Raw genomic sequence first — 24,001 nt, forward strand, 5'->3', positions numbered from 1 at the left:
TCTGGGCGACTTAATCTCGCCGACCACCCGTGGGCTTTCCACTCTGGGCAAGGTGGAGGCCCTCTGACCTGGGCGGTCAGAAGCCTTCCACGAGACCGGACCTCGCACCGGCGGGAATGACTCGCTCCGATTTCCCGTCGGTGACGAAGGCGCACCACCCGCTCAATTCCGCCAGCAGCAGTATCCCAGGAAAACCCTCCTGCCGAATATGCCAGACCTCCCAGGTGTCGGGGGCTGGGCATCTTCGCCTGCCGTCCGGCGGCGGGCCGTTCCTGATCTCGCGAGCCAGAGAAACGGCCCCGGGTCCCTCGATGACCCTGGACCCGATGAGGCGGGCGCTCTGGATGTCCATCTGCGTGTGGTATTTGCAGGCGGTTATCGTGACCGGCCCATCGGGAATCTCATCGATCGTCACCGTCTGATCGATCTGGACGGGAGGTCGCGGCGGGCACTTGAAAGCGGTCGGATCTCGTTTCACATTCACTCCGCGGAAATCGTGATCGAGCCCACTCCGCTTCCAGCCTATGCGCGGCGGCACCCACCCGGCAGATCCGGCGGGAGGATTTCGTGCCCGAGAGCGTGCCGCAAGCCCATACTCATCCGCGTTGGCTACTGCCAGCAGCCGTGTCGGGATGTTTGTCGCCGGTTCCGAGTTGCGCCAGCCACAGCAAGTCGTGTCGCGAACGAACGACATTTCAAACTTGCCTGCCCATCGGTTTAGGACCGGGGTGTGGGTGAGAGGATCCGCGTTGAGCATCCTCCGCCCTCCTCACCGCTCAATTGTCCCGGTCAGTTCCGGCGAGGCGCTCTTGCAGGAATGGCACCGCCAACCCTCCAGCCTGCCGAAGACACACAAGATCGAAACCCTCTGGAGGATGGCCGAGAAGCTACTTCTCCTCGACGACCTTGACGAACCAGACGCGAAGGCCATAAGTCAAGTGGAGCAGGTGCTCCTACAGCTCGACAGCTTCGACCCAACCTCGGAGCACTCCAGATACCCCGTCAGGAACGACGGTTCCGAGACGCTCGCCTCCCTACCACGTGTCCACTTACGACGTTTTCATGAGTCTATGGAACGGGTTGCCCACTTCTTGGATGCATGTGACATAAAGCTCAGGGAGGACATCAACACTCGTGCCGAGATCGAGGAAGCCTTCCGCGGTGACTACGAATACGAGTAGCGGACGTTGCTGTCAATGGAGATCAAAAAGCCCCGGAACGAGAACCGTCCGGGGCGTTTTAGCAGGTCAACTAATGTGGTCAGGGGCGGGGTCGAACCGCCGACCTACCGCTTTTCAGGCGGTCGCTCGTACCAACTGAGCTACCTGACCTCGACGACTTGCGTCGGGAGCGGTCCTGACGGGACTTGAACCCGCGACCTCCACCTTGACAGGGTGGCGAGCACTCCAAACTGCTCTACAGGACCTCTATGTCCGGAAGTTTTTGCTTCCGTGTTGTGCGGCTTGCCTAGCTTACCAGTTTCTGGGAGGTCTTCGACCTGCCTTTTTTCCGGTGAGCCGTGCCCCCAACGGGATTCGAACCCGTGCCGCCGCCTTGAAAGGGCGGTGTCCTAGGCCGCTAGACGATGGGGGCTCAGGAGATTGTCCCCGGGGGGATCGTCCCTGTTCCGTGCCGTCTTCCGTCGGAGACCTCTGAAGCATAGGGGACGTTAGCCCTCGATGCCAAAGCGATCGGCGACGGCGTGCCACTGATCGTTCCCGATGGCGACGGGACGTTCCCTGGCTCTGGGAAAATTGTACGACCTGGGTCGGGCTCGATATGACGCTCGCACTGGATCCACTGCTCGCCGAGGCCGCCCACGGTGATGTCGTCCCAGGCCTGAAGCCGATGGGTGTCTTTGCTGAAGTACAGAACTGACGCCTGATGGGGAGTCGGCTCGGCGTGTTCGAGGCCCCGGAGGCCGGCCGCGCCGGTGGATCCCTGGACGATGATCCGGGTTCCGGTGGAGAGCAGTTCGGTGGCGCGGGCGTGGGTGTGGCCGGCGAGGACAAGCGCGACGGAGCCGCTGAAACCGCGGCCAACGGTGGGGTCGTGGACGGCGACGATGTCGGCGGGGATGTTGTCGGGCGCGGAGGTTGAGGAGCTTCGTGGCCATTCGGGGGGCGCAAGCCGTACCGCATGGGAGCGGCCGAGGTTGGTGAGGCTGGCTGGATCGGAGTCGACCTCCACGGATTTGTCGGGTGTGAAGCGTGGGTCGCCTACGCCGTAGATGCGCAGGCCCTTGACTTCCGCGGAGGTTCCGTCGAGGACGATGGCGTTCTTCTGCTTGGCGACGGCTTCTTCGGTTTCGCGGGAGTCGTGATTGCCGCGTACGTAGACATAGGGCACGCCCAGGCGGCCGATCTCCTCGACGAAGCCATTCTCGGCGGCGGTGCCATGGTCGCTGATGTCCCCGGTGTCGATGATCATGTTGATCTTGAACTGGTCCTTGAGGGAGTGGATCACGTTCCAGGACACGGGGTTGATGTGCAGGTCGGAGACGTGCAACACGCGGATGGTGTCAGGGTCGGGCTCGTAGATCGGCAGGGTTGATCCCGCTTCGTAGAGCTGGGAGACGTTCGTCACGAGCTTGGCGAGTTGTCCGCGGTATTCGGAGAATTTCGTGACGATCGATTGGGCGTTGCCGACCAGCGAGGGCACGCCGGTCAGCAAACCGGTGTATTTCGGTTCGGAGATCGACCTCGGGTTGAGGGTGAGGGCCGAGGTGGCGCCCAGGGCCCCGACCGCGAGGAATGCGACGCCGCTGGTCCAGGCGGCCCGGGAGAGCCTGCGGAAGACGATCAGCCCGGCCAGGAATCCGGCGAGGACGGCGCAGACCACCGCGCGGATGATCAGCTCGCGGAGGCCCTTGACCAGGTCGGTCTCGATGGTCTGGGGCAGACGATCGGCCCATCTGGGATTCTGCAGGATCTGCTGGGCCACATCTGGATGGACGGCGTCGATACTGATGCCCAGCCGCACCGGACCGCTGTGGGTGGCGAATCGGAGCGTGCCAAGGGGGCGTACGTCGATCACGGTTTCGCCGCCCCAGGCGGGTTGCAGGGTCATGCCGATGTCCGCGGGGCCGACGGCGGTCTGGGCGGACGCGCCGAAGGACAGCCCCAGCCAGGCGCCGGCCAGGGCGACCATGATTATCGCCAGGATCCGTGCCGTCCGGCCCTTGGCAAGGCGGCGGGCGATGTTGGTGAGCTCCACGTCCTTCATGTCTACCCTGAAAAGCGCGGCCAAGTAGATTTGACACTGTGATCGAGGTCTCGCGGAACAGATTCGAAGAGCTCGTGTCCGAAGCGCTGGACACGATCCCGCCAGAGCTCGCAAAGGTGATGGACAACGTCGTTGTGGTGGTTGTGGACGATCCGCCTGAACAGGGCCTTCTCGGCCTGTACACCGGCATTCCGCTGACCGAACGCGGCGACTGGTATTCGGGCGTGCTGCCCGACCGAATTGAGATCTACCGAAATCCAACGTTGGAGATCTGCGCAACCGAGGATGACGTGGTCGAAGAGGTGCAGATCACCGTCGTCCACGAGATCGCCCATCACTTCGGCATCGACGACGAGCGGCTGCATGAGCTCGGATGGTAGTCGCGGGGTTGCAATTCGCGAGCGCGGTAGGCACTGTAGGTGACATACTGAACACGGTCTGTCAGGTGCAGTCCTGCAAGCTCAGCGGAGAGAAATGGCGGCCACCAAGCCCGACCGGCTACCGGGTCGGCACCGCCGTCCGCCCGAACGCCAGGCAACCTACGGCGAAGTCCTCGCGATCGGCGAATTCCGGTCATTGTGGCTTGGGCAGGCCATGTCGCTCCTGGGCGACCAGCTGGCCCAGGTGGCATTGGCCGTGCTTGTGTACAACCGTACGCAGTCACCGCTGGCCACCGCGGCCGTCTATGCGCTGACCTATCTGCCGCCGATCATCGGTGGCCCGCTGCTGGCCGGTCTCGCCGACCGTTTCCCGCGCCGCCGCGTCATGCTGCTGTGCGACCTGCTCCGTGCCGGTCTTGTCGCGATCATGGCGATTCCCGGCACCCCGTTCGGGGTGCTCTGCGCGCTGGTGTTCCTGGTCGTGCTGCTCAGCGCGCCGTTCTCGGCCGCGCGGGCCGCGCTGCTGCCGGAGATCTTGGAAGGCGATCGTTATGTCATGGGTTCGGCCCTGCAGAACATGACGAACCAGGCGGTCCAGATGCTTGGCTTCGCCGCCGGCGGGGCGGTGATCGCCGGGCTGGGGCCGTACCGGGCGCTGGCGCTGGACTGCGCCACCTTCCTGGCCTCGGCGCTGATCCTGGTCGCGGGGGTACGGCGCCGCGCCGCGCCCGCCGTCACGGACGGGAACCTGCCGTCGATGTGGACGATGACCCGGGCCGGCGCCCGCCTGGTCTTCGGCGACCGACGATTGCGGACGTTGGTGCTGTTCGCCTGGTTGTGCGGCTTTTACGTGCTTCCGGAGGGGATCGCGGTGCCGTACGCGGCGGAACTGGATGACGGACGTTTACCGGTGCCCGTGATCAGCGGGCTGCTGATGGCCGCGATGCCAACCGGAACCGTGCTTGGAGCGTTCCTTTTCAGCCGATTTGTCACACCGTCGGGACGGCTTCGGGCGATGGGGTGGATGTCGATGCTGACCTGCGCGCCGCTGATCCTGTGCGCGATGCGGCCGCCGCTGGAGATCGTGCTCCTGCTATGGATTCTGTCGGGGGTTGGTGGGGCGTACCAGCTTGCGGCGAATGCCGCGTTCGTCCAGTGCGTGCCCCCGGAACGGCGGGGGCAGGCGTTCGGTCTCGTCCAGTCCGGCCTGCTGGCCGCGCAGGGCGTCGGCATCCTGATCGGAGGCGCGCTCGCCCAGGAACTCGGCCCCGAGCCGGTGGTCGCGCTGGCCGGAGCAGCCGGTCTGTCCGTCGCGGCCGTGCTGGCCATGACCTGGACCGAGTCCCGTACAGAGATCATCGCCAAGGTCCGGGCAGTTTAGAGCTTGTCGTCCGCCTTGGGGTGGTTGTAGGGGTGGTGGGCGTAGGGGTCGTGGGGCGCGGCCGGCTTGCTCTGCTGGTTCATGGCCTTTGACCAGGATTCCTGAACCTTGGAGCGAGTGTCCTGCCAGACCGGCCTGTCCTTGTTGTTCTCGATCAGGTCCTGCACGATCGAGGCGTCCTTGCCCTGGTCCGGGATGAGCAGCCACGCCACCGCGTAGATGCCGACACCCAGACCGCCGAAGAGCGACGCGATGGCGAGGCCGACCCGGAGGATGTTGGGGTCGATCCCGACGTAGTGGCCAACACCGGAGCAAACCCCGGCGATGACTTTGCCGTCCTTACGACGACGGAGCTGTTTGACCGAACCGTTGGTCGTTATCTCGTTCATGCCCTTTACTCTGCCCTTCTTGTGGGCTTACGCACATCGGGATTGCCCCTGGTACAACCCCGATGATCCCCGGATACCCTAGGCCCATGGACCTGCTGAACCTGGACGACCAGCTCACCCCCGAACAGCGAATGGTCCGGGACACGGCTCAGGGTTTCGTCAGGGAACACGTGCTACCCGGGGTTGGCGACTGGTTCGAGGAGGGGACATTTCCCGCTTCCTCACTAGCGCCGGTGCTGGGGTCGCTGGGGATGCTCGGGATGCATTTGTCCGGGTACGGCTGCGCGGGGCTTGACGCGGTTTCGTATGGGGTGGCGTGCCGTGAACTCGAAGCCGGCGATTCCGGCTTGCGGTCGTTCGTATCGGTTCAGGGATCGCTGGCGATGTTTCCGATCTGGAGATATGGGTCGGAGGAGCAGAAAGCGGAGTGGTTGCCGCGGATGGCTTCCGGGGAAGCGATCGGGTGTTTCGGGTTGACCGAGCCCGATCATGGGTCGGATCCGTCGGGGATGCGCACCCACGCGAAACAGGATGTTTCGGGCGACTGGCTGCTCAACGGCTCGAAGATGTGGATCACTAATGGTTCGATCGCGGATGTCGCGATCGTGTGGGCTCAGACGGATTCAGGAGTCCGGGGGTTCGTGGTTCCGACATCCACGCCTGGCTTCAGCGCCCCCGAGATCCACCGCAAGCTGTCCCTGAGGGCCTCAGTGACGTCGTCGCTCTACTTCGACGATGTACGCCTGCCCGCGTCCGCGGTTCTGCCTGGAGTCACCGGCCTGAAGGGCCCGCTGTCCTGCCTCTCGGAAGCCCGGTTCGGCATCCTGTGGGGGGTTGTGGGCGCTGGGCGAGCCTGCTTGGAAGCTGCCATCGACTACGCGAAGACCCGCGTCCAGTTCGGCAAGCCCATCGGGGGGTTCCAACTCACCCAGGAGAAGCTCGCCTGGATGGCCGTCAGCCTCGGCCAGGCCGGGCTCACCGCCCTGCATCTCGGGCGGTTGAAGGACGCGGGAGAACTCTCGCCGCGGCAGGTCAGCTTCGGCAAGCTCGCCAACGTACGAGCCGCGCTGGACATCGCTCGGCAGGCGCGATCGATTCTGGGGGCGAATGGGGTGACCTTGGAGTATCCGGTCATCAGACACATGAACAACCTGGAGTCCGTGCTGACCTACGAAGGCACCCAGGAGATCCACACGTTGGTTCTCGGTGAGGCACTGACGGGTCTGCCTGCCTATCGGTGAGGGTTGCCGGTAGTCTGATCACAGGGAAAGCGCGTCGCGGTGCGGGTGCGACTCGCTGTACCCTGCAACAGACAAGGGGTGCTAGCTCAACGGCAGAGCTCCGGACTTTTAATCCGTAGGTTCAGGGTTCGAATCCCTGGCGCCCCACCACCTTTGACCCCATTTGCCCGGCGATTCCTCCCGATTTGGCGTGTGCCGCTCGAATATTGAGTTACGTGTCTGAGCTGCTGTTATGCCGCGTGATGGTATTCGCTGATCATGCCTGTGACGACTGCTTCTCGCTGGATGGATCGCAGGTCGGTGAGTTCGGCTGGGCCCCGAGTGTGCTGGGCTTCGGTGTCAGGGGGTCGTTGTTGTCTGGCTTGGTGCGGCCGATGGCCGTTGTAGTGGATCAGGTACTCGCGGAGCACCCGAGTCAGGTGCCGCTCGCCGAGAATGAGGATCCGGTCCAGGAGCTCACGGCGGAGCGTTCCGATCACGCGTTCGCAGACGGCGTTCATCCTCGGCGTTCGCGGCATCGTCCTAATGATCCGCATACCTTCAGCCCTGAACACCTCCGCGAACGCGGCGGTGAAGAGCGGATCGCGATCATGGATGATCAGCCGCAGCGTGCCAATGCGATCACACAGGTCCATGGTGAGATTGCGAGCCTGCTGCACAGCCCATGCACCGGTCGGGTGCGCGGTTACGCCGGCCAGGTGCAGTCTCCGGGTCCCGTGCTCGATGAACACCAGCACATACAGCCGCTTGAGCAATACCGTCTCCACCACAAGGAAGTCACACGCGATGATCGCTTGAGCCTGAGCGGCCAGGAACTGCCGCCAAGTCGGCCCGGCGCGGCGGGGCGCCGGCTTGATACCCGCGACATGCAGGATCTCCCACACCGTAGACGCTGCGATCACGTAACCCAAGCGGGCCAGCTCGCCTTGGATTCTCCTATGCCCCCACGCCGGATTCTCCCGCGCCATCCGCACAATCAATGTCTTGACCTGCCGACGAGTGCCGGGCCGCCCCGGACGCCGTCGGTCGGTGTAGGTCCACTTACGCGCGACGAGCTTACGGTGCCAGCGCAGGATCGTCGCCGGGGTGACCCGAAAGACCCCAGCCCACTGCTGGCGGTGGACCAGCCGGGACAACGCAGCGAGCCAAAGCCGATCGGCGTGATCCAACCGCGGTCGGCCTCCAATCTGGCGTCGCAGCACCTGGTTCTCGTGACGGAGCACGAGCAGTTCGACGTCCTTGGACAGATCAGAGCGAACCAGCACCGCAAGGAGGCCGAGCAGGCTCCGGACCAATCGGTAGAGCAACGACAACAGCACCTCGAGATGGTCGCAGCCACGGCGCGGATCCCGCAGCAAAATTCCAGCTCACAGCGCGAAGCCAAGTTTCCGAGCGGTACACCCTGCGCGAGTACGAAGAGTTTTACAATCGGCACCGAGCCCATCAAGCACTGGCCCAGGCCGCCCCGCTGCGTCCCGTCCCGGATCCGATCACTGATCCAGAGCGAATCGCGAGCTTGACCATCCGCCGCCGAGACCGGCTCGGCGGAGTCCTTCACGAGTACTCACATGCCGCCTGACCTGCACGGATGGAATTATCGGCAGGCGCAGAGTTCGATCAGCCAATAGCCCCGCGCTACCTGGTTGTCCTCCAAGAACAGCACGTGAGATCCACAATCACGTGCGCACTATTCGTTTCATCAACCCAAAGAATGGGCCAACAGCGGAACTTGGCGGTGTTCAGGTGAGGATTCTTCGCACATCGTTGACGGAAGCGGCGGGCATACGGGTCGAATGCGCCGACGCGCCGATATGGGTGCTGGAGACGGTTCCCGCATACTCCGCACCCGACCCAATGTAGCCTCCAGGCCCACGCAGCGACTCGACCTCGCGGCTAGTGTCTGGGCACGCGAATCCGATGGTGCGGCTCGGTAGCGAACCAGGATTTGGAGAACCGGTGACCGGTGATGCGCTCGATCAGCTGGAAAGCGGATTCTCTCCAGGGCACCACCCAACTATTGCGGGGAAGCGCCGGATCTCTCCAGGCGAAGTTCAGGTCGGCGAGTAACGAATCGGCCTGGTCGGCCATGAACCCGGCTCTTAGTTCGGGCTGGTTTAGCTTGAACTCAAGTGCGGCCTGGCCGTCCTTCCAGTATTTCACGCGACCCGCGCCGGTGATGTTCCACTTGATATTGACCGCTTGCCCGTATTTCCGAGAGAGCTGGTAGAAGCGCATACCCTCTAACGCATTCATGGAGGCCGGCTCATAGATCGCGACCCAATCACCGAAATGATTGAGTAAAAGCGTTGCCTCGGGATCTTCCCATGGAGTGCCACCATGCTTGGTGTACGCATCCGTGGCCTCCGCGAGTGCGGCTACGATGGTGCACGGGCTGGACGTGGATATGTCCCCGCCAAGAGATTCTGCCACGGGGGCCAACTCTTTGCTGTGGACGAAGGTAAGATTCATTTGATCGCATCCCCCGAAATAGTCGAGGATGTCGCGGATCCGATCCACTGCCGCACCTCCTGTACACGTATATCGGCAGGCTGGGGCTACAACGGCCCAGCCTGCCGATAACCTAACCTATCCGGCTAGTGGAAGCAATCCCGAGAAGGAGTTCTCAGTATTCTCCGTTTAAGGTGACCAGCACCCAGAACGGGTCACCGTCACCTACTCGATATCGCTGAAAGAACGAACCGAGAGAGCTGCCGGCCGACTCATTGTCTGTACTTATGACTCGTTTGAGGGAGAAGTTGAAGGTGAGCTTGCCGTCGGACGTTCGCTGCCCTGCTCCCTCTTCGACCGTGTGGAATGGATACTCATCGCATTCGGATGGGAATGTGGTCGTCGGCCGAGGAGGCACCCAGTGATATCCACTGCAGTAGGCGTCCTTCATACGTTCGTTCGCATCGAGGATGTCCCCGTCCGTACTGCGATGGAGCGGCAAGCCCCGCGGATCGCCAGATGCCCGCGTCCAATCCCCGGGGATAACTTTAGGTCCGAGGGGTTTCTGCGGTGTGGTGGTCGATGGTGTGGTGAATGCCTCGTAGATGTGCTGGGCGACTTCGCGATGCCGCGACGTGTTACCGCGTTCGTAGACGAGCACCCGATTGCGCCCCGCAAACATGCAGCCACCGTAATACGTGGCGAAAAGACCGTCGCTATCACATTCTAGGACCGGTTCCTTCTGGTAGGTCGGTAGCGTGTCGTCGTCCCCTAGGCCGATTAACTCGATGAATGGCAAGATCTTGCAGGTGACGATCTCAGGATCATAGCCCTGGGCCACCTTGTAAGAATGGATTAGGAAATCAGCTGAGTTGTTGGTCTCCCATTGGCCGATGTATCGGGTGACTTCACCGCTGTCCTGCGCCATACAGGCCGAAGCCCTTGGCGATCCGGCGTTCTTGGTGAAGACTCTGATTCTTGCCGGATCAGTGACACCGCTTCGGAGTATGTCAGTGAACTCGAATCGCACGTCGATGTCACGACTCTTTCTCGCCGGATTGTCCGAAGCTGTATCATCGTAGTTCGCTTTCCCGTGGCGTGAGGTGATGGAGGTGGCCACGCGGAACTGTATCCACCCCACTGTGACCCGGCCTGACGGTCCCTGAGCATAGGTGCTGACGCCGTGCCACTTGGCGTAACACCAGCTGTATTCCTCGCGTATCTCGACCGATTTCGTCAGTGGCACTGGCCCATTTTTATGCCAGTTCGCGCAGTAGCCTGGCGTCAACCGGGGCAGGTATTCATCCTGCAGATTCACTGCACTGGTCGTCAGACTTTGCTGCGCAGCCGCTAGCCCTGCTGGCGGGGTCTCCTGATAAGTGACCTGTAGAACAGGCGGGGGGAAATCGGGTTCGACATTCTCGGATGAGGCGAAGCCTCGATCGAATTCCGGGGCGAACGCGCCTTCGTCGACGGATCTCAGCATGATGCCGTGGTTGGCCGCGCCCGCTGCCCAGGATTGCGCGATCGCGGTGACCCCCCACGTCCACTGAACATCTTCTGGTGGGCTGCCGGAGCACCCTCCCGGGTCCTTCGCTGTAGCCTCGCCTGTTGTTGTGGTGGACGGCTGTCCCGACCAGGTGATCGAGTTCGCGCTCCATGAACTGGTGACCTGCTGAGCCTTGATTCCTGACGAGCTCACGCCGCAGCCTGAGCCCTCCACATGCTGGAGGAGAAGCTTGGCATCTGTGATCGACTTTCCGGCGAGGGCTGTGGTGTTGAATTTCAGATAAGTGCGCTCGTTGATCGATACGCCTGGCTCGGGTTTGTATTTCCCAGCCCAGAGAATCTCACTGGTTGAATACACACAGCCTTGGCTGCAGAGCCAGAGGTCCGTCTGAACCGGAATCGTGATGGTGGTCAGACTGGGCGAAGGAGACGGAGATGGCGAAGGAGACGGAGATGGCGAAGGAGACGGAGAAGGTGGTGGGATGGGGGAAACGCCTTGGAGGGTGAGTTCGTCTAGGTAGATGGAATCCGGGCCTTGCCCTTCGGGTGAGGTGAACACGATCCTGGCCGTGGCCGCGTTGTCCGGGGCATCGACCACCTCTTCCATGAGAGTCCACTCGCTGGCTACCAGTTCGTAGCTCTGCACGCTAGATCCCAGCTGTGTTCCGCCGGCATCAAACCACTCGATTCCGTACTGCGCGGTTCCCTGCGCCGTCTGGAACGCCCATCCGTTCACCAGGTACGGATCGCCAGGGATGATCGGGATGGACTCGGACCTGACCAGAGTCGGCTGGCTGACATCGTCGGGAGTGACTTTCCCGGATGCGACACCTTCTTCTTCGTGGAACCTGTCCGTGGATCGTTCGATGACCCCGTTCCCGGCCGTCCAGGGCTCGACCACGGTCTCGAAGCCAGGGTTCGCGTTCAGAATCTGAAAGCTCGGTGTGGGAGTCGGTGAGGGGTCTCCTTCTTCCGGCCGCACCTCGATTTCGTCAAGTCGCACGATAGCTGGCTCACGACGTTCTTCTGCCTGGGTCCGCAGTTCTTCTACGGTGACCGGCGTCGCGGGAGGGGCGGAGGGATAGGTCGTCTCCTGCATCGCCAGCGCCTCCTCGTAGGTGGGCGGCGAGGTCAGTTGGTCTCCTGCCCATGAATAGTGCACCGTCTCCTTCTCGGCGGGCACGTATTCGACGAACAGGACCGGCTCGTGGCCGGGCTCCCGGTCGTGTGTGCCGGTCTCCTGGGAGCGGTACTGCCGCCAGTTGAGCACGGCGCTCTCCGAGGGGGCCATCATCACCAGGCCGTGGTTGGGGGTACCGCTCACCCACTCCCGCACGATGTCCTCGATCGAGTAGACCAGCTCACCCGGCCCGGGACAGCCCGCCGTGTCGCTGTAGCCGTACGTCAGACCGACCTGGCCGTTCGTTGTGTAGCTGGGCTGGCCGGTGTCCCAGGTCATCGTGTTGATGGTCATCGGTGAGGTCACTCTGCGGGTGACGATGCCGCTGGCGATGTGCCCGCAGTTGGTGCCGGCCGTGCCGGCGCCGCCGGACTTGTAGTTCCAGAGCATGTAGTCGGCGTTGTTGATGGTGGCGTAGTCGAGATCGGTGCCGGCGGTGATGAACTTGGCGTAGACGCGGACGATGTCCGCGCTGGTGGAGGTGGTGCCGACCCGCAGGTAGCCGTTGGAGTAGTTGGTGGTCGGGGTGTTCTTGGCGACGAAGGTGTCACCGGCCAGCCCCGCGCCCACATCGATGCTGTCCATGGTCAACGTGACCGGGTAGGTCACCTCGGCCCGGGACAGGAAGGTCTGGTCCGGCCTGAGTACGAGACTGGTGCCCGACGCCGTCTTCTGGACGGCGACCGGAACCTTTGCGGTCCGCCCGGCGTCGAATGACTCGCCTGCAACCGCGTCGACGGCCTGCACGGTAAGCGGCGCACTCTTGACCGTACCCTGGGCGGACTTCAGTTGCGGTGTGCTGCCGTCAGCCGCGGTGCCGTAAGTCATGCCTTTCGGTAGTGTTACCGGCATCGTCAATGTCAGCGGGGCTGTCGGGCGCTCCCGCAGCACGACCTCCTGGGTGAACCCGTCAGGCAGGGCTCTGACGACGAGGTCGGCCCCCTTCGCTGCCGCGTCATGGTAGGTGATCGTGTCACCGTCGACTGTCGGCGCAGGTAGTTTCCTTCCCCAGCCGACGACCGCCTTGCCCTCGGCTCCGTCGGCGGTGACAACGGTCGTGGAGTTCTTGCCGCCGAACCTCAGCGGCGTCTTGACGAACTTGGCTGAGTACGAGCCATCCGCCTGCTCGACGATCGTCGTGTCGATCGCCTTCCAGGTCTTCTTGCCATTCTTGCCCTCGACCTCAAGATGGATGGGCGAGGTGTGAAGTTCGGCCTGGAGCGTCTTGCCGTCTACGTTGGCCCACACCTTCATGTTCTCGCTGAAGCGTGAGGGGACCTCGACACGCTTGCCCGACTTCTTGGCCTTCGCCTTGGCCGCCTTCAGGACCTTGTCAACGGTATGGCTCCCCATGGAAGGAGGTCCGACCGTGGTGGAGAGCTTGTCGGAGGCCGGATCCGCCATGCTTGGCGACCGGTGGGTGAGGGGTGAGGAGGTCTGGGCGATCGCAGGGGCGCCCATCAGCGACAGGGGCAGTGTCAGAGCCGCGACCAGGGCGGTGCGACAGCGCGTTCGGGTGGATAAGCATGACTTTCGTGGCGATGCGTCCATCCCCAGCCTTTCGAACATGTGTGCTAAGACGGGCCGATCATCACACGTGTTGCGATCAAAGTAAAGATCCTTTTCGGCAAACGGCAGGGGGGGTTCCGTGAGTATCGGATCTGTCGAGCCAGCAGGGCCGCGACGGAGCGGCGGCGCACCTTGCGCCTGCCAGCAAACGTTATCCATGCAGCTCAAGCGGCATGTGAGTACTCATGGGAGACTCCGCAGAGCCCATGGGTGCCAAAATCTGCATGTACGGCTTGAACTGCGGCTTCGCGAATCGATCAGACGACTCTGCGGTACTCGTTGATCAAGGCGTTAACGGTCGTTGTCCGTTGGATCCGAGCACTCAGGTCGACCACGTCGTAAGGGGCATGCAGTGGTGAGCGCAGTTCGCCAGCGCGATGCGGCTGGTGGTGGTTATGGTGGCACTCATATTGTGCCAGCATGTGCCGAAGGTGCCCCATGGTCCCAAGCGGTGAAGGCAATCGGACCTTTCGGAAGATCGGCGGGTCGGGGAGTTACCTGGAGAAAGGTCGCGGATACACAATCGCGTTTCAGTAAAACCGGACGGGGGTAGTTGATGGTTGCTCGGTGGTTGCTCGTGGGCATGCGATACGGCACAACATCGCGCGTCATCATCAGGCATTTTGACAGCAGCAAATCCGGGCCGAACGATAGAAATAGATAGCCTGCGGTACTGATTGACACTAAGAAATTCGTCTTTTAATCCGTAGGTTCAGGGTTCGAATCCCTGGCGCCCCACCACATCGTCGCAGGTAGACGCCCCCACTGCTGATCCATCAATCAGGATCCTGCGCGAGTTGGCCTTGATCATGTTCCCCCTGTGTTCCCCCGCCCAAACGCTCGTCTGGACTTGACCAGGTCGGCGAGTCGCGCTGCGCCCTCATGCGGGTCATCCCGTCACCATGCCAGCACCACAACAAGGGGGCTCGCATGGCACGAATCGTCGAGCGGACCGCGAAGAACGGAGCGAAATCCTGGCTGGTCAAGTGGCGGATCGGCGGCGGGCGACACAGCCGGGAGGACTTCGAAACCTGCTACAGCCTGGAGATCTCCCAGACCTTCGCGGCGCTGGTCGGAGACAACGGCGAGAACCGGCCGGAAGGCTATCCCAAGGGCTGTCACGGCCTTCAGCAAACCGGCCCCGATGCGGGCATGCCGACCTTCGAGCAGTACGCACGGGCAAACTACGGCACCCGCACCGCGGCGTCACCGACCCAGCGATATGACTACCTGGCCGAGGCCGAGCGGCATGTGTTCCCGTTCTTCGGTCACCTTCCACTCAACGAGGTGACCCGGCGGGTCCTCCGCGAGTGGGCGGAATGGATGCTCGCCAAATCGTCCGCGTGCAACGAGCGCCAGCCGGGCAAGCCGCTCTCGCCCGAGCAGGCCGCCCGCCGATGGGCATTCGCCAACGGCGTCCCCGTCAAGAAGACCGGCCGCGTGTCACCAGAGGTGCTGCGACTCTGGCACGCCGCGGGCTCACCGTTCCCGCACGAAGGAGTCGCCGGAACCCTGTCCCCGGGGACGGTCGCCAAGATCTACCGTTGCTCCATCAAGCCCGTCTTCCGCGCCGCCATGCAGGAAGGCGAGGACGGCGAACCGCCCCTGCTGTTCTCCACCCCGTGTGACGGCTTCCACCTCCCCGCCGCACCGGTAGCGGCGTCGGCCGTACTCTTCGGACCCGAGGTGGAGATCTATCTCCGGGCCGTCTACGACACTGACCCGGCCACGGCGCTGTTCATCGTGACCGAGATGGCCACCGGCCTTCGCTGGGGCGAACTCGCGGGACTCCATGTGTCCGGCCTCGATCCGGCCGACGGGGTCATCCAGGTCGTTCAGGCGTACGCGCTGCTACTGAACGAGAAGACTGGCCGCAAGGGATGGCAGCTCAAGCCGTACCCCAAGAGCAAGAAACGCCGCCAGGTCCCGATCAGCACCCAACTCGCCGTCCTGCTGATCCAGCACGCGCAGGAAAAGGGCCCGACGAGCCGCTCTTCCAGAGGGTAGCGGGCGGCTACATCGACTACGGCAACCAGCGCAACACCATCTTGCAGCCCGCCCTCACCCTCGCCCGCCAGCGCGGCCTGGCCAAGCACATCACGCCACAGACCCTGCGCCACACGATGATCACAATGCTCCGAGACGGCGGCGTCGCTCCCGGCGTCATGCAACTGGTGGCTGGCCACGAGTCCTACCAAACGACAGCCGGATACGCTGGATCACAGACATCCGCCCAGCGCCGACTCATCCTCAACTCCGTCCAGCCCGTCGTGGACGCAGCCGAAGCCGTGTTCGACATCCCTCCAGAGGATGGCCACTTGTAGAGCCCGCTCCGCGTCATCACCTGTCGTGAACTGTGAAACCGGTCGGCCGTCCGCATACTCCCGGCCCTCGACACATAGCCTTCGATCAGCAATATGACTTGCATAGCATATCGCTTTAAAGCCATAATCTGATGGTGGACATCGACTGGCCAGCCGACTTCGGCAACTGGCTCGACCGGCTCGAAGCCGATGCACGCGCGGGCGATGAACACTCACGCCTCATGTTGGTCTTCACAGCCCGCGCATTGGATCAGCTACGAAACCTGTCCGAACCACCGGATCAAGAAGAGGAGACAGCCACGCTGCGATGGGTCCGCCAGTCGCGGCGCTACCCGCTGTGGCGAGTCTCCCACGCCTACCATCCCGAGGTAGCAGCCCGGCTGATCTGCTGGTTCCCACCCGACACCGGCAAGGCGGTCGTCGCACTGTTCGCCGGAAACAAAGCAAGGCTGGGCGACCTGTTCTACAACGGCGTCGCCGCCCGAGCAGACGCCCTGATCGACCAGTGGAAACGGGAGACGTCCTACGAGGAGAAGCCATGACCGAGCCAGAGAACCCAACGTTTGTGCGCGGCAATGATCATCTAGACCGGCTCCTGTCCGACCCACAGCTTGCTGCCGAGGTCGCCCAGGCTCACGAGGCGGCCGAAGAGATGGACCGCGCCTACGCGATGAACCTGGCGATGATCCGCAAAGCCGGGCAGATGACCCAGGTGGAAGTGGCCCGCAAACTCGGGGTCGGACAGGGGGTGGTATCCCGGCTGGAGAACCGCAACGACATGCTGCTGTCCACCCTGTACGACTACCTGATGGCCACCGGCGCCGACAGCGCAAGCATCGTGGTCACCGTCCACGGATCCCGGATAGAACTCGATCTCGGTCAGCTAAGGCACACCCACCCCGAGCAACGCTCCGCTTGATCACATCTCGTGTCTGGATGAGACAACGCAAAACGCGCTAATGAGGGAATGCGTCGGCATGTGACCAGACGGAAGAGCCCAGGTGATCATTCTGCCACGCCTCGGTGGCTGTCGACAGCCGGAGTGGGCACACGTCGCCGAATAACTAGGCAAGCCGTATGACCTGCACGGATGAAGTTATCGGCAGGTACACAGTTCGAATGAGAGCAATGCGCCGGACCGTGAAATAGCGCCAACTTTCGGCAACCATCGGTATCAGACTCCGTCGCAAGAGCGCCGACCGAGCGATTTGGCCTCGCATCGGTCCTTCTCGCCGTGATCCCGAAGGGGGCAGCAACACGGAAGGCCGGATCCTAGCGAGAATCCGGCCTTCCTCTGCGCCCTTCAGGAGACGTCTTGACTGACGCAGCGCGGCATCGCTACCGCTCTACTTCGCACCCGGGTTGGCCGGAGCCGACTTACTCGGCTTAGCCGGAGTGCTCGGGCGACGACGCGTGGGCGGATAGGACCGGCGGCCTTTGCGACACTTCGGCGCAGACGGTCCGAAGTCGGGGAAACAATGGCGCATCCTCATTGCGTGCTCCTTATTTGAGTCAGTCCGACCCGGATAGCGATCCCCAGCTCGGCCTTGATTCCGACATTCTTCTCTTTGTGGATACTGTAGACGGTACCTCGCTTTCTTCTCGGAAGGACGCATTCGCCTACATCTCCTGAGGCGTGGCTAGTCTGCCAGAACCGGGCCAGGGCGTACGGCGCACAAACGTTAGAAGAACGTGAGAGGCGATCGAAGCGAGGATGGCACCATTTCCTACGAGCACAGACCAGAAGAAGCCGTGAGCACACTCGCGTATTGGGAAAATGATGGACATTCGCGTTCTCGGTCCGTTTGGCGTCTTCCGGGACGGCGAACCCCTGAAGGTCAGTCCGGCCAAGATGTCCGGGCTCTATGTCGCCTCTCTCGCGATGACAGTGGAGCTGAGGGCCTCTCACACGTACGTCGCGCAGCGGCTCTGGCCAGGTGAGTCGGTTGACAACATGGGAGGACGGCTTCGCCAGTACGTCGCCGAACTGCGCAGAACAGCGCCGGAACTGGTGCCCATCCGCATGGGCAGCCAGCAGTGCAGCCTTGCGGTACCACGGGAGGCTGTCGACTACCTAAGGTTCTGGGACCTCCTGCGCATCGCGCGGGGACAAGGAGCCGCCGAGAAGATAGCGACGCTACAGGCGGCCCTCGACGAGTGGAGTGGCGACCCGGTGGAGGACATAACAAGCACAGGGTTTGACGCCGACAGAGCCAGGCTCGTTGGCGAGTGGCAGAGCGCCTGGATCCTGTATCTCAGCGCATTGCTTGAGACTGGCCGTGCCATGGAAGCGCTTGAGGAAACTCGCGAGCCGCTGGACCGATGGCCGGACAACGAGAGGCTATTCAAGGTCAAACTAGATGTCCTGCAAACCCTCGGCGGGTTTACGGCGGTGCGGGACGCGATGACGGAGTGGGAAAGCTTCGGCAAGAAACCGAGCACCGACCTGACGGCGCACTGCCGTAACCTTCTGGGAGTCGTGCACGGCCCGACTCGCCCGAGCCGCCCGGCGGTTCCCCACCAACTGCCCGCACACCGACCGACTCTCGTAGGACGTGCGGCGGAATACGCGGCGCTCGACCGGCTGCTCCTGGACGACGTACCTTCCGGCTCACGATTGGTTGTCCTCAATGGAATGCCCGGCGTGGGAAAGTCTGCGCTCATCCTGAGCTGGGCGCACAAGGTGGATGCGCACTTCGAAGACGGCTGCCTTCACTTCGACCTCAATGGCCATGCCGCGACCGAGCCCGCCCCGACCGAGCAGGTGCTCGCGCACTTCCTCAACAGGCTCAAGGTCGATCCGAGCACCCCTTCACCGGACGGAATGATTGAGGCATACCGCTCGACCGTGGCCAGCCTGAACATACTCGTGGTGCTCGACAACGCACGGAACGCCGAGCAGGTCCGCCCCCTCCTGCCAGGACCGGGGACCTGCGCCGTGATTGTCAGCAGTCGCAACCGGCTTGATAGTCTGGTGGCATACGAAGGCGCACAGGTCATGAAGATTGACCGGCTTTCCCGCAACGATTCCCTGAGGCTGTTGGCGGAAGAGGGCGCTTTCACCCTCTCTGCGAATGCCGCGGTCGGGGACGACCTGGCTGATTTCTGCGGCGATCTTCCGCTGGCCCTGGTCATCGTCGGTGCGCTGGTCAGGAACCGTGATTTCGGTGACCTCTGGCAGACCCGAAACGCACTGCGTGGCATCGCGACACGCCTGGCCAACCTCCAGGTTGCCGGCTGCGAGGACCTCAACATCGAGGCGGCATTCACCGCCTCGTACCGTGCCCTCTCTGGGGAAGCGCAGCGCCTGCTCTGGCATCTGGCGATACACCCGGGGCCGACAGTGAGCCGTGCCGCCATTTACGTTCTGGAAGACAGGATTGCGAACGAGCCTCGGTTGCCGGCGCTGGAGGAGCTCCAGGCCGCGCATCTGCTGGAGGAGCCGCACAACCAACGCTATAAACTCCACGACCTCACCAGGAGGTTCGCGGAACGGCGGGCGGACGCGCAACCCGATGACGAATGCCGGAAAGTCGCTGTCAAAGTCTTCGATTTCCTGATGCACAATTCCTGGTCATGCGACCGGGTCCTGGTTCCCGGGCGAATTCTGCCCATCGACCTGCCGTCCGGGTCCGCCCACGTGGCGCCGTCCGGTATCGCCGAGGCCATGGCCTGGTTCGCCGCCGAGTACGAAACCATCCTTCAGGCGATCGACCGAGCCGCAGAAATGGACATGCATCGCCATACCTGGCTTCTGGCGATGGCCCTGGTGACCTACCAGTGGCGCGCCAACAAGTACGCCGACGCGGCCAAGACGTTGGGCCTGGCTGCCGAGGCCGCAAAGGAGGTTGCCGCATCGGGCGAGCGGGCCATGGTGGAGCGAATGCTCGGCGGAACATATCGAGGTATGGGCAATCGCCAGACGGCTAAATGGCATGCGAAGCGGGCGGTAGGCTTCGCGCAGGAGGCCGGAGATTTACGGGCGACCGTGCTGAGCCAGAACGCGCTCGCGATTCTCTGCCGCGAGACCGGGGATCTCATCGAGGCACGCATGCTTTTCTCTGGGACGCTGCCATCGTTTCGCCAGTTGGGCGATCCGCTCGGTGAAGCAGTCGCTCTGAATGGTCTGGGCTGCATCCATCTGAGCCATGGCGAGCATGAGGAGGCCCTGTCCCACTGCGATGCCGCCGTCCGACTGTTCGCCACGACCAGTGACATCAACGGTCATGCCAATGCGCTGGTCAACCGGGGACGGACGCGTTTCGCCCGAGGCGAGTACAACTCCGCAGCCGCAGATCTGGCCGCAGCGCTCGCCGGCTACCAGAAGCTGAGCTATCCGCGGAACGAGGCGAACACTCTCCTGGAGTTCGCCGACTCGCTCGTGGCCTTGCAACGTACTGACGAGGCACGTGAAATGCTGATGCGCGCTGAGTCGCTCTTCAACGAGTTGAGGGAATCAACCGATGAGGTCGCGGACCGGATCCGGAGGCTAGGCTGATGCGCGCCTCCACTTGGGTCGGATCCAAGCCGCTCTCCCCTCTAAGGGAGCGGAATGCCTCGCCGTTTGCGGTACCACGTTGTGACATCCGGCGGGCGGAGTTTGGCGTGGCGCGCCGAGCCGGGAAGCGGAAGGACCGGCTTCAGGTAACGCAGCACCTCTATGACGTCAGCAGGACGATCCGCCGGGTCGACGGCCACCATGGCAAGGCCGAGATCCCTGAGTGTCGGATCCAACGCGCTAAGCCTGCCCGGAGCAAATGCCTGGCTGGCCCGGGTGGCACCACGTGCGTTGCCATCGTAGGGAAGTGTGTGGGCGATCATTTCGAAGAGCACACAGCCCAGGGAGAAGATTTCACATGCCACGGTCGCCCGATTCCCGGGAAGATACTGCTCCGGGGCCGAGTAGCCCAGCGTACCGCTTGGCCAGGCCGGTACCACGCCACATTCAAGTGCGAAGCCCAGGTCAAGCAGGCGAATCTCACCGTTGAGCTCGACCATGATGTTCGCGGGTTTGATATCCCGGTGAACCATCTGGCGGCTATGTACTTCCCACAGGATCTCACAAAGCTGACCGAGCACAGAGGCCGCGACTGCCGTCATGTGTGCACCGGGATTGACGGCAAATTTCTCGAGTGTCATTCCGGTGACCAGGTCCATCACGACATAGCGTCGGCCTCGATACAAACCCGTCCCATGACACTCCGGTATCCCGCGTATTCCCGATAGCTTCTCAAGATTGCACGCTTCGCGTACAAATTCTTCCCGGCCCTCGGCGAAAACGTCACTTTCCTCGAAGGATCGCTCTGGCTGGATCTTGACGGCGACTTCTCTTCCCTCCGCCAAGTCCTGCGCCACGACAACCGCCCCACACGCTCCCTCTCCCAAGGAGCGGATCACCCGATAGCGGTCATCAATGACCGTACCGACGTTCACATCATCTCCAGCAACGACAACCTCAACGGCCACTCCGGAAAGGTGACAGCAGCATGTCAGAATGGCGCCCACCCCGAGGGCTCAAACCGTTCGCCGGGATCATAAAAGTCTCCGTCGCCACAGTCGCCTCAGGGGACTACCAGTGTCCCGCCGAGACAGCGATGAAGGCCCGCGGCCTCAAGCCGGTCATGCACGCTGCGCGCGGGCCACAAGAGTCGCTGGAGGACTTCGCGTTCGGCCCATTCATGGCCGACCTCGACGAGGAGGAAGGCGTCCAGCGCGGGCGCTACCCCTCAAGGCGACGGCCGATGCACGACGGGTTGCGGGCGTGGACCGCAAACGCCCATGCGATGTACCAGCGGGCGTTTCCTGTGGGAGGAGAAGCCCCGCTCTTACCGGCCACAATTCCCTGGGTCTACCACAGAAGGCTGCGAAGGCCCGATCGGCGTGGTGCCACCGAGTACGAGATCAGCGCCTGGGGCCGCCATCTGCTGTCCTCGGACGGCAGGATTCGGGAACTGCGACTGCTCGCGCATCGGTCGGACAAGCACCGTACGGACGGGGAACGGTCCATCGCCGCTCTCGTGGCGGCCGAGGGCGGACCAGGCCCACTGCCCGATCTCGTCCGCGTGGTGCAGGTTGGCCTCTCGGATGGGCATATCCGGCCGTTGTTCGAGGGGGACCGAGGAGCCGCGCTGGCGCTCTTCGAGGAACATGGCAGGGAACGCCTCGAAGAGGCGGTCGACGGCACTGAATTCCGACCGGGCACGGCATGTACGAAGTGTTCGTTCATCACCGTATGTCCAGCGCTTAAGCCGGCCACGGGACTGCTCGGTATCAATGACCGCCCTCAGCCACGCAGGAGCTGGTCGCCCACCAACGGCCGGAGGTACGTCGTCTGCCCGGCGCGTGACCACCTGCGGCGTCTGAACCTTCCGGTGGAGCGGGAGATCGAGAACTCCCCTGCCGCCGAACGCGGACGGGCGGTGCATGATTTCCTCGAGCGCCGTCACCGTGATGAGCCGGAGCGGCGCTGCGCGCCTGACATCCCGCCGGATTGGGTCAATCCCAAATACACGCTGTCCGACGAGGACCAGCTCCTGGCGCTACAGCTGCTGCGGTACCACGCGGCCGTCTGTCCCCTCCGCCATGCCCAGCCCAGCTCGGTCCAGGTCGAACGTACCTTGGCCTACCACGACAGAGCGGCGGACATCATCGTGATCACCAAACCTGACCTGCTGTACCGGGACCAGAACTCTTGGGTATGGCGTGAGCTCAAGACGCGGAACCGTGAGAAGCGCCGGTCCGCCGACCTGATCGATGGCAATCCTCAGCTGGCGCTCGCGGTGCTGCTGGTCGGACGTGGTGACCTGGGTGGGTCGCGCACACGAGCCCGAATCGAACTGGAGGTACTGCACCCCGGCGGCGCCGACCTGGAAATCATTGACCCCTTCACACCCTCGGTACGAGAGGCCGCCCGAGCCGTCGAGCAATAGTCAATACCTGTGGATCAAGAACCTCAGGCGGCTACCGAGGATGATTCTTCGTCGGGTCGTTCAACGAGCTTGCCGCTGACGAACTTCGCCCCGGCGCGGACCAGGGCGACCAGGTGGGGTGCGTTGACCGCGCGCCAGCGGGCCTGGGCCGACTCGATCAGCTTGAAGGCCATGGCCAGCCCGGCGGCTCGCGAGCCCGGCCCTTTGGTGACCTTGGTCCGGTGACGCACGGTCGCGAAGGTCGATTCGATCGGGTTGGTCGTGCGCAGGTGCACCCAGTGCTCGGCGGGGAAGTCGTAGAAGGCGAGCAGCTCCTCCAGGTCGTCGGCCACTTTGGCCACGGCCTTGGGATGCTTGGCGCCGTAGGCGGTCTGGAAGTCCTTCACGGCGGTCTGGGCGTGATCCTTGTCCTCGGCGTTCCAGATCTCGGCCAGGGCTTTCTTCGCGCCCGGGTGAGCCGACTTCGGTAGCGCCCCCAGCACATTGGCAATCTTGTGAAACCAGCACCTCTGCTCTCTGGCCTGCGGAAACACCTCCCGTAAGGCACCCCAGAAGCCCAGCGCGCCGTCACCGACGGCCAGCACGGGCGCGCTCATGCCACGCCGCTTGCAGTCCCGAAGAAGATCGGCCCACGACTCGGTGGACTCGCGGTAGCCGTCGGCCAGGGCGATGAGCTCTTTGCGGCCGTCGGCGCGCACGCCGATCATCACCAGCAGGCACAGCCGGTGCTCTTCCAGCCGGATGTTGACGTGGATGCCGTCGGCCCACAGGTAGACGTAGTCGACACCGGACAGGTCGCGGGCGGCGAAGGCGCGCTGGTCGGCCTTCCACTGCCCGGTCAGCTTGGTGATCACCGGCGCCGACAGCCCGGCGGTGGAGCCGAGGAACTGCCCCAGGGCGGGCACGAAATCCCCGCTGGACAGGCCGTGCAGGTAGAGCAGCGGCAGCACCTCGGTGATCTTCGGGGTCTTGCGCGCCCACGGCGGCAGGATCGCCGAGGAGAAACGCCGCCGCTCGCCGGTTTCGGGGTCGACGCGCTTGTCGTTGACGCGCGGGGCGGTGACCTCGATCGCGCCGGCCGCGGTGAGGATCTCCCGGCTCTGGTGGGAGCCGTTGCGCACGACCAGGCGGCGACCGTGCTCGTCACGCTCATCGGTGAAGGCGGCGATGTAGGCGTCCACCTCGGCCTTCAATGCTTCGGCGAGCATCCGGCGGGCGCCCTCGCGGACGATCTCGTCGATCAGCGAGGAAGAGGAGGAAGCGTCGGGCAGACGGCGGTCGCCGTCGGCGGGGTCAGGGACTACGGTGAGCAACGGGTGTGCCTTCCCGACCGGCGTTGGCGCGTCGGTCATGCTTGAGACTTGACATGATCATCGGGAAGGTACACCCCCTTCCCAGTAGATCCACAGGTCTTCAGCATTGCTCC

The 24,001-nt window shown here is 63.4% G+C and carries 17 protein-coding genes and 4 tRNA genes; 10 read left to right on the forward strand and 11 right to left on the reverse strand.

Annotated features, from left to right (window positions below; genetic code table 11):
• Positions 1 to 76 precede the first annotated feature (76 nt).
• A complete protein-coding gene (locus tag Aple_RS52615; protein WP_170322022.1) occupies positions 77 to 415 on the reverse strand; it encodes a hypothetical protein in 339 nt (112 codons plus the stop codon).
• A 334-nt stretch (positions 416 to 749) separates the two neighbouring features.
• Here Aple_RS52615 and Aple_RS47195 point away from each other — a divergent pair, with 334 nt between their 5' ends.
• The gene (locus Aple_RS47195; protein WP_155351326.1) at positions 750 to 1,181 is read left to right on the forward strand and encodes a hypothetical protein; all 432 of its coding nucleotides are present in this window, start codon (positions 750 to 752) and stop codon (positions 1,179 to 1,181) included.
• A 76-nt stretch (positions 1,182 to 1,257) separates the two neighbouring features.
• Here Aple_RS47195 and Aple_RS47200 read toward each other — a convergent pair.
• The 4 genes from Aple_RS47200 to Aple_RS47215 all read right to left on the reverse strand — a co-directional run bounded on the left by Aple_RS47200 (position 1,258) and on the right by Aple_RS47215 (position 3,225).
• A tRNA-Phe gene (locus Aple_RS47200) sits at positions 1,258 to 1,331 on the reverse strand.
• 20 nt (positions 1,332 to 1,351) lie between these two features.
• Positions 1,352 to 1,426 (reverse strand) — tRNA-Asp (locus Aple_RS47205).
• Between the two features lie 94 nt (positions 1,427 to 1,520).
• Positions 1,521 to 1,593: transfer RNA gene (locus tag Aple_RS47210), tRNA-Glu, on the reverse strand.
• Positions 1,594 to 3,225, reverse strand: a complete 1,632-nt coding sequence (locus tag Aple_RS47215) for a metallophosphoesterase family protein (RefSeq protein ID WP_155351327.1) — start codon at positions 3,223 to 3,225, stop codon at positions 1,594 to 1,596. It abuts the tRNA gene before it with no gap.
• A 38-nt stretch (positions 3,226 to 3,263) separates the two neighbouring features.
• Between Aple_RS47215 and Aple_RS47220 the strand changes: the two genes are divergently transcribed.
• Positions 3,264 to 3,605, forward strand: coding sequence for a metallopeptidase family protein (locus Aple_RS47220; RefSeq protein ID WP_155351328.1), 342 nt, complete (start codon positions 3,264 to 3,266; stop codon positions 3,603 to 3,605).
• A 94-nt stretch (positions 3,606 to 3,699) separates the two neighbouring features.
• Positions 3,700 to 4,986 carry an MFS transporter gene (locus tag Aple_RS47225; protein ID WP_155351329.1) on the forward strand — a complete coding sequence of 429 codons (1,287 nt, stop codon included), beginning with the start codon at positions 3,700 to 3,702 and terminating at the stop codon, positions 4,984 to 4,986.
• On the opposite strand, the gene Aple_RS47230 is transcribed toward Aple_RS47225, so the two are convergent.
• Positions 4,983 to 5,375, reverse strand: a complete 393-nt coding sequence (locus tag Aple_RS47230) for a PspC domain-containing protein (protein WP_155351330.1) — start codon at positions 5,373 to 5,375, stop codon at positions 4,983 to 4,985. The two genes, Aple_RS47225 and Aple_RS47230, sit on opposite strands and share 4 nt — an antisense overlap.
• 86 nt (positions 5,376 to 5,461) lie before the next feature.
• Here Aple_RS47230 and Aple_RS47235 point away from each other — a divergent pair, with 86 nt between their 5' ends.
• The gene (locus tag Aple_RS47235) at positions 5,462 to 6,616 is read left to right on the forward strand and encodes an acyl-CoA dehydrogenase family protein (protein WP_174889983.1); all 1,155 of its coding nucleotides are present in this window, start codon (positions 5,462 to 5,464) and stop codon (positions 6,614 to 6,616) included.
• Positions 6,617 to 6,691: 75 nt separating this feature from the next.
• Positions 6,692 to 6,766: transfer RNA gene (locus Aple_RS47240), tRNA-Lys, on the forward strand.
• Positions 6,767 to 6,846: 80 nt separating this feature from the next.
• Here the strand turns inward: Aple_RS47240 and Aple_RS47245 are convergent.
• From Aple_RS47245 to Aple_RS47255, 3 genes are all read right to left on the reverse strand, one after another.
• Positions 6,847 to 7,974 carry an integrase core domain-containing protein gene (locus Aple_RS47245; RefSeq protein ID WP_218038884.1) on the reverse strand — a complete coding sequence of 376 codons (1,128 nt, stop codon included), beginning with the start codon at positions 7,972 to 7,974 and terminating at the stop codon, positions 6,847 to 6,849.
• 535 nt (positions 7,975 to 8,509) lie between these two features.
• Entirely contained in the window at positions 8,510 to 9,133 is a 624-nt protein-coding gene (locus Aple_RS47250; protein WP_155351332.1) for a DUF6461 domain-containing protein, read from the reverse strand.
• Positions 9,134 to 9,239: 106 nt separating this feature from the next.
• Positions 9,240 to 13,106, reverse strand: a complete 3,867-nt coding sequence (locus Aple_RS47255) for a DNRLRE domain-containing protein (RefSeq protein ID WP_170322023.1) — start codon at positions 13,104 to 13,106, stop codon at positions 9,240 to 9,242.
• A gap of 1,146 nt (positions 13,107 to 14,252) precedes the next feature.
• On the opposite strand from Aple_RS47255, the gene Aple_RS52620 reads away from it, so the two are divergent.
• The 4 genes from Aple_RS52620 (at position 14,253) to Aple_RS47275 (ending at position 20,144) form a co-directional block, all read left to right on the forward strand.
• Positions 14,253 to 15,329 carry a hypothetical protein gene (locus tag Aple_RS52620; protein WP_170322024.1) on the forward strand — a complete coding sequence of 359 codons (1,077 nt, stop codon included), beginning with the start codon at positions 14,253 to 14,255 and terminating at the stop codon, positions 15,327 to 15,329.
• Positions 15,330 to 15,777: 448 nt separating this feature from the next.
• The gene (locus Aple_RS47265) at positions 15,778 to 16,188 is read left to right on the forward strand and encodes a hypothetical protein (RefSeq protein WP_218038885.1); all 411 of its coding nucleotides are present in this window, start codon (positions 15,778 to 15,780) and stop codon (positions 16,186 to 16,188) included.
• Positions 16,185 to 16,565 carry a helix-turn-helix domain-containing protein gene (locus Aple_RS47270; protein WP_155351335.1) on the forward strand — a complete coding sequence of 127 codons (381 nt, stop codon included), beginning with the start codon at positions 16,185 to 16,187 and terminating at the stop codon, positions 16,563 to 16,565. The genes Aple_RS47265 and Aple_RS47270 overlap by 4 nt, the downstream gene beginning before the upstream one ends.
• A gap of 858 nt (positions 16,566 to 17,423) precedes the next feature.
• Positions 17,424 to 20,144, forward strand: a complete 2,721-nt coding sequence (locus Aple_RS47275; protein ID WP_155351336.1) for an AfsR/SARP family transcriptional regulator — start codon at positions 17,424 to 17,426, stop codon at positions 20,142 to 20,144.
• A 41-nt stretch (positions 20,145 to 20,185) separates the two neighbouring features.
• Here Aple_RS47275 and Aple_RS47280 read toward each other — a convergent pair whose 3' ends face one another.
• Positions 20,186 to 21,112 (reverse strand): serine/threonine-protein kinase, encoded by a 927-nt coding sequence (locus Aple_RS47280; RefSeq protein ID WP_170322026.1) that lies wholly within the window; start codon positions 21,110 to 21,112, stop codon positions 20,186 to 20,188.
• Positions 21,113 to 21,132: 20 nt separating this feature from the next.
• On the opposite strand from Aple_RS47280, the gene Aple_RS47285 reads away from it, so the two are divergent.
• On the forward strand, positions 21,133 to 22,575 hold the full coding sequence (locus tag Aple_RS47285) for a PD-(D/E)XK nuclease family protein (RefSeq protein ID WP_155351338.1): 1,443 nt from the start codon (positions 21,133 to 21,135) through the stop codon (positions 22,573 to 22,575).
• Positions 22,576 to 22,598: 23 nt separating this feature from the next.
• Here the strand turns inward: Aple_RS47285 and Aple_RS47290 are convergent, their stop codons facing one another.
• Positions 22,599 to 23,888, reverse strand: a complete 1,290-nt coding sequence (locus Aple_RS47290) for an IS256 family transposase (protein WP_246265430.1) — start codon at positions 23,886 to 23,888, stop codon at positions 22,599 to 22,601.
• Positions 23,889 to 24,001: the final 113 nt, after the last annotated feature.

It is taken from the genome of Acrocarpospora pleiomorpha (genome assembly GCF_009687885.1).
GTDB lineage: Bacteria > Actinomycetota > Actinomycetes > Streptosporangiales > Streptosporangiaceae > Acrocarpospora > Acrocarpospora pleiomorpha.

What these genes read in the sequence shown, in the direction of transcription:
- Aple_RS47215 (WP_155351327.1), bottom strand. Translation starts at nt 3,225, where the DNA reads ATGAAGGACGTGGAGCTCACCAACATCGCCCGCCGCCTTGCCAAGGGC.
- Aple_RS47285 (WP_155351338.1), top strand. Translation starts at nt 21,133, where the DNA reads ATGTCAGAATGGCGCCCACCCCGAGGGCTCAAACCGTTCGCCGGGATC.
- Aple_RS47225 (WP_155351329.1), top strand. Translation starts at nt 3,700, where the DNA reads ATGGCGGCCACCAAGCCCGACCGGCTACCGGGTCGGCACCGCCGTCCG.
- Aple_RS47265 (WP_218038885.1), top strand. Translation starts at nt 15,778, where the DNA reads ATGGTGGACATCGACTGGCCAGCCGACTTCGGCAACTGGCTCGACCGG.
- Aple_RS47270 (WP_155351335.1), top strand. Translation starts at nt 16,185, where the DNA reads ATGACCGAGCCAGAGAACCCAACGTTTGTGCGCGGCAATGATCATCTA.
- Aple_RS47235 (WP_174889983.1), top strand. Translation starts at nt 5,462, where the DNA reads ATGGACCTGCTGAACCTGGACGACCAGCTCACCCCCGAACAGCGAATG.
- Aple_RS47255 (WP_170322023.1), bottom strand. Translation starts at nt 13,106, where the DNA reads ATGGGGAGCCATACCGTTGACAAGGTCCTGAAGGCGGCCAAGGCGAAG.
- Aple_RS47230 (WP_155351330.1), bottom strand. Translation starts at nt 5,375, where the DNA reads ATGAACGAGATAACGACCAACGGTTCGGTCAAACAGCTCCGTCGTCGT.
- Aple_RS47275 (WP_155351336.1), top strand. Translation starts at nt 17,424, where the DNA reads ATGATGGACATTCGCGTTCTCGGTCCGTTTGGCGTCTTCCGGGACGGC.
- Aple_RS52620 (WP_170322024.1), top strand. Translation starts at nt 14,253, where the DNA reads ATGGCACGAATCGTCGAGCGGACCGCGAAGAACGGAGCGAAATCCTGG.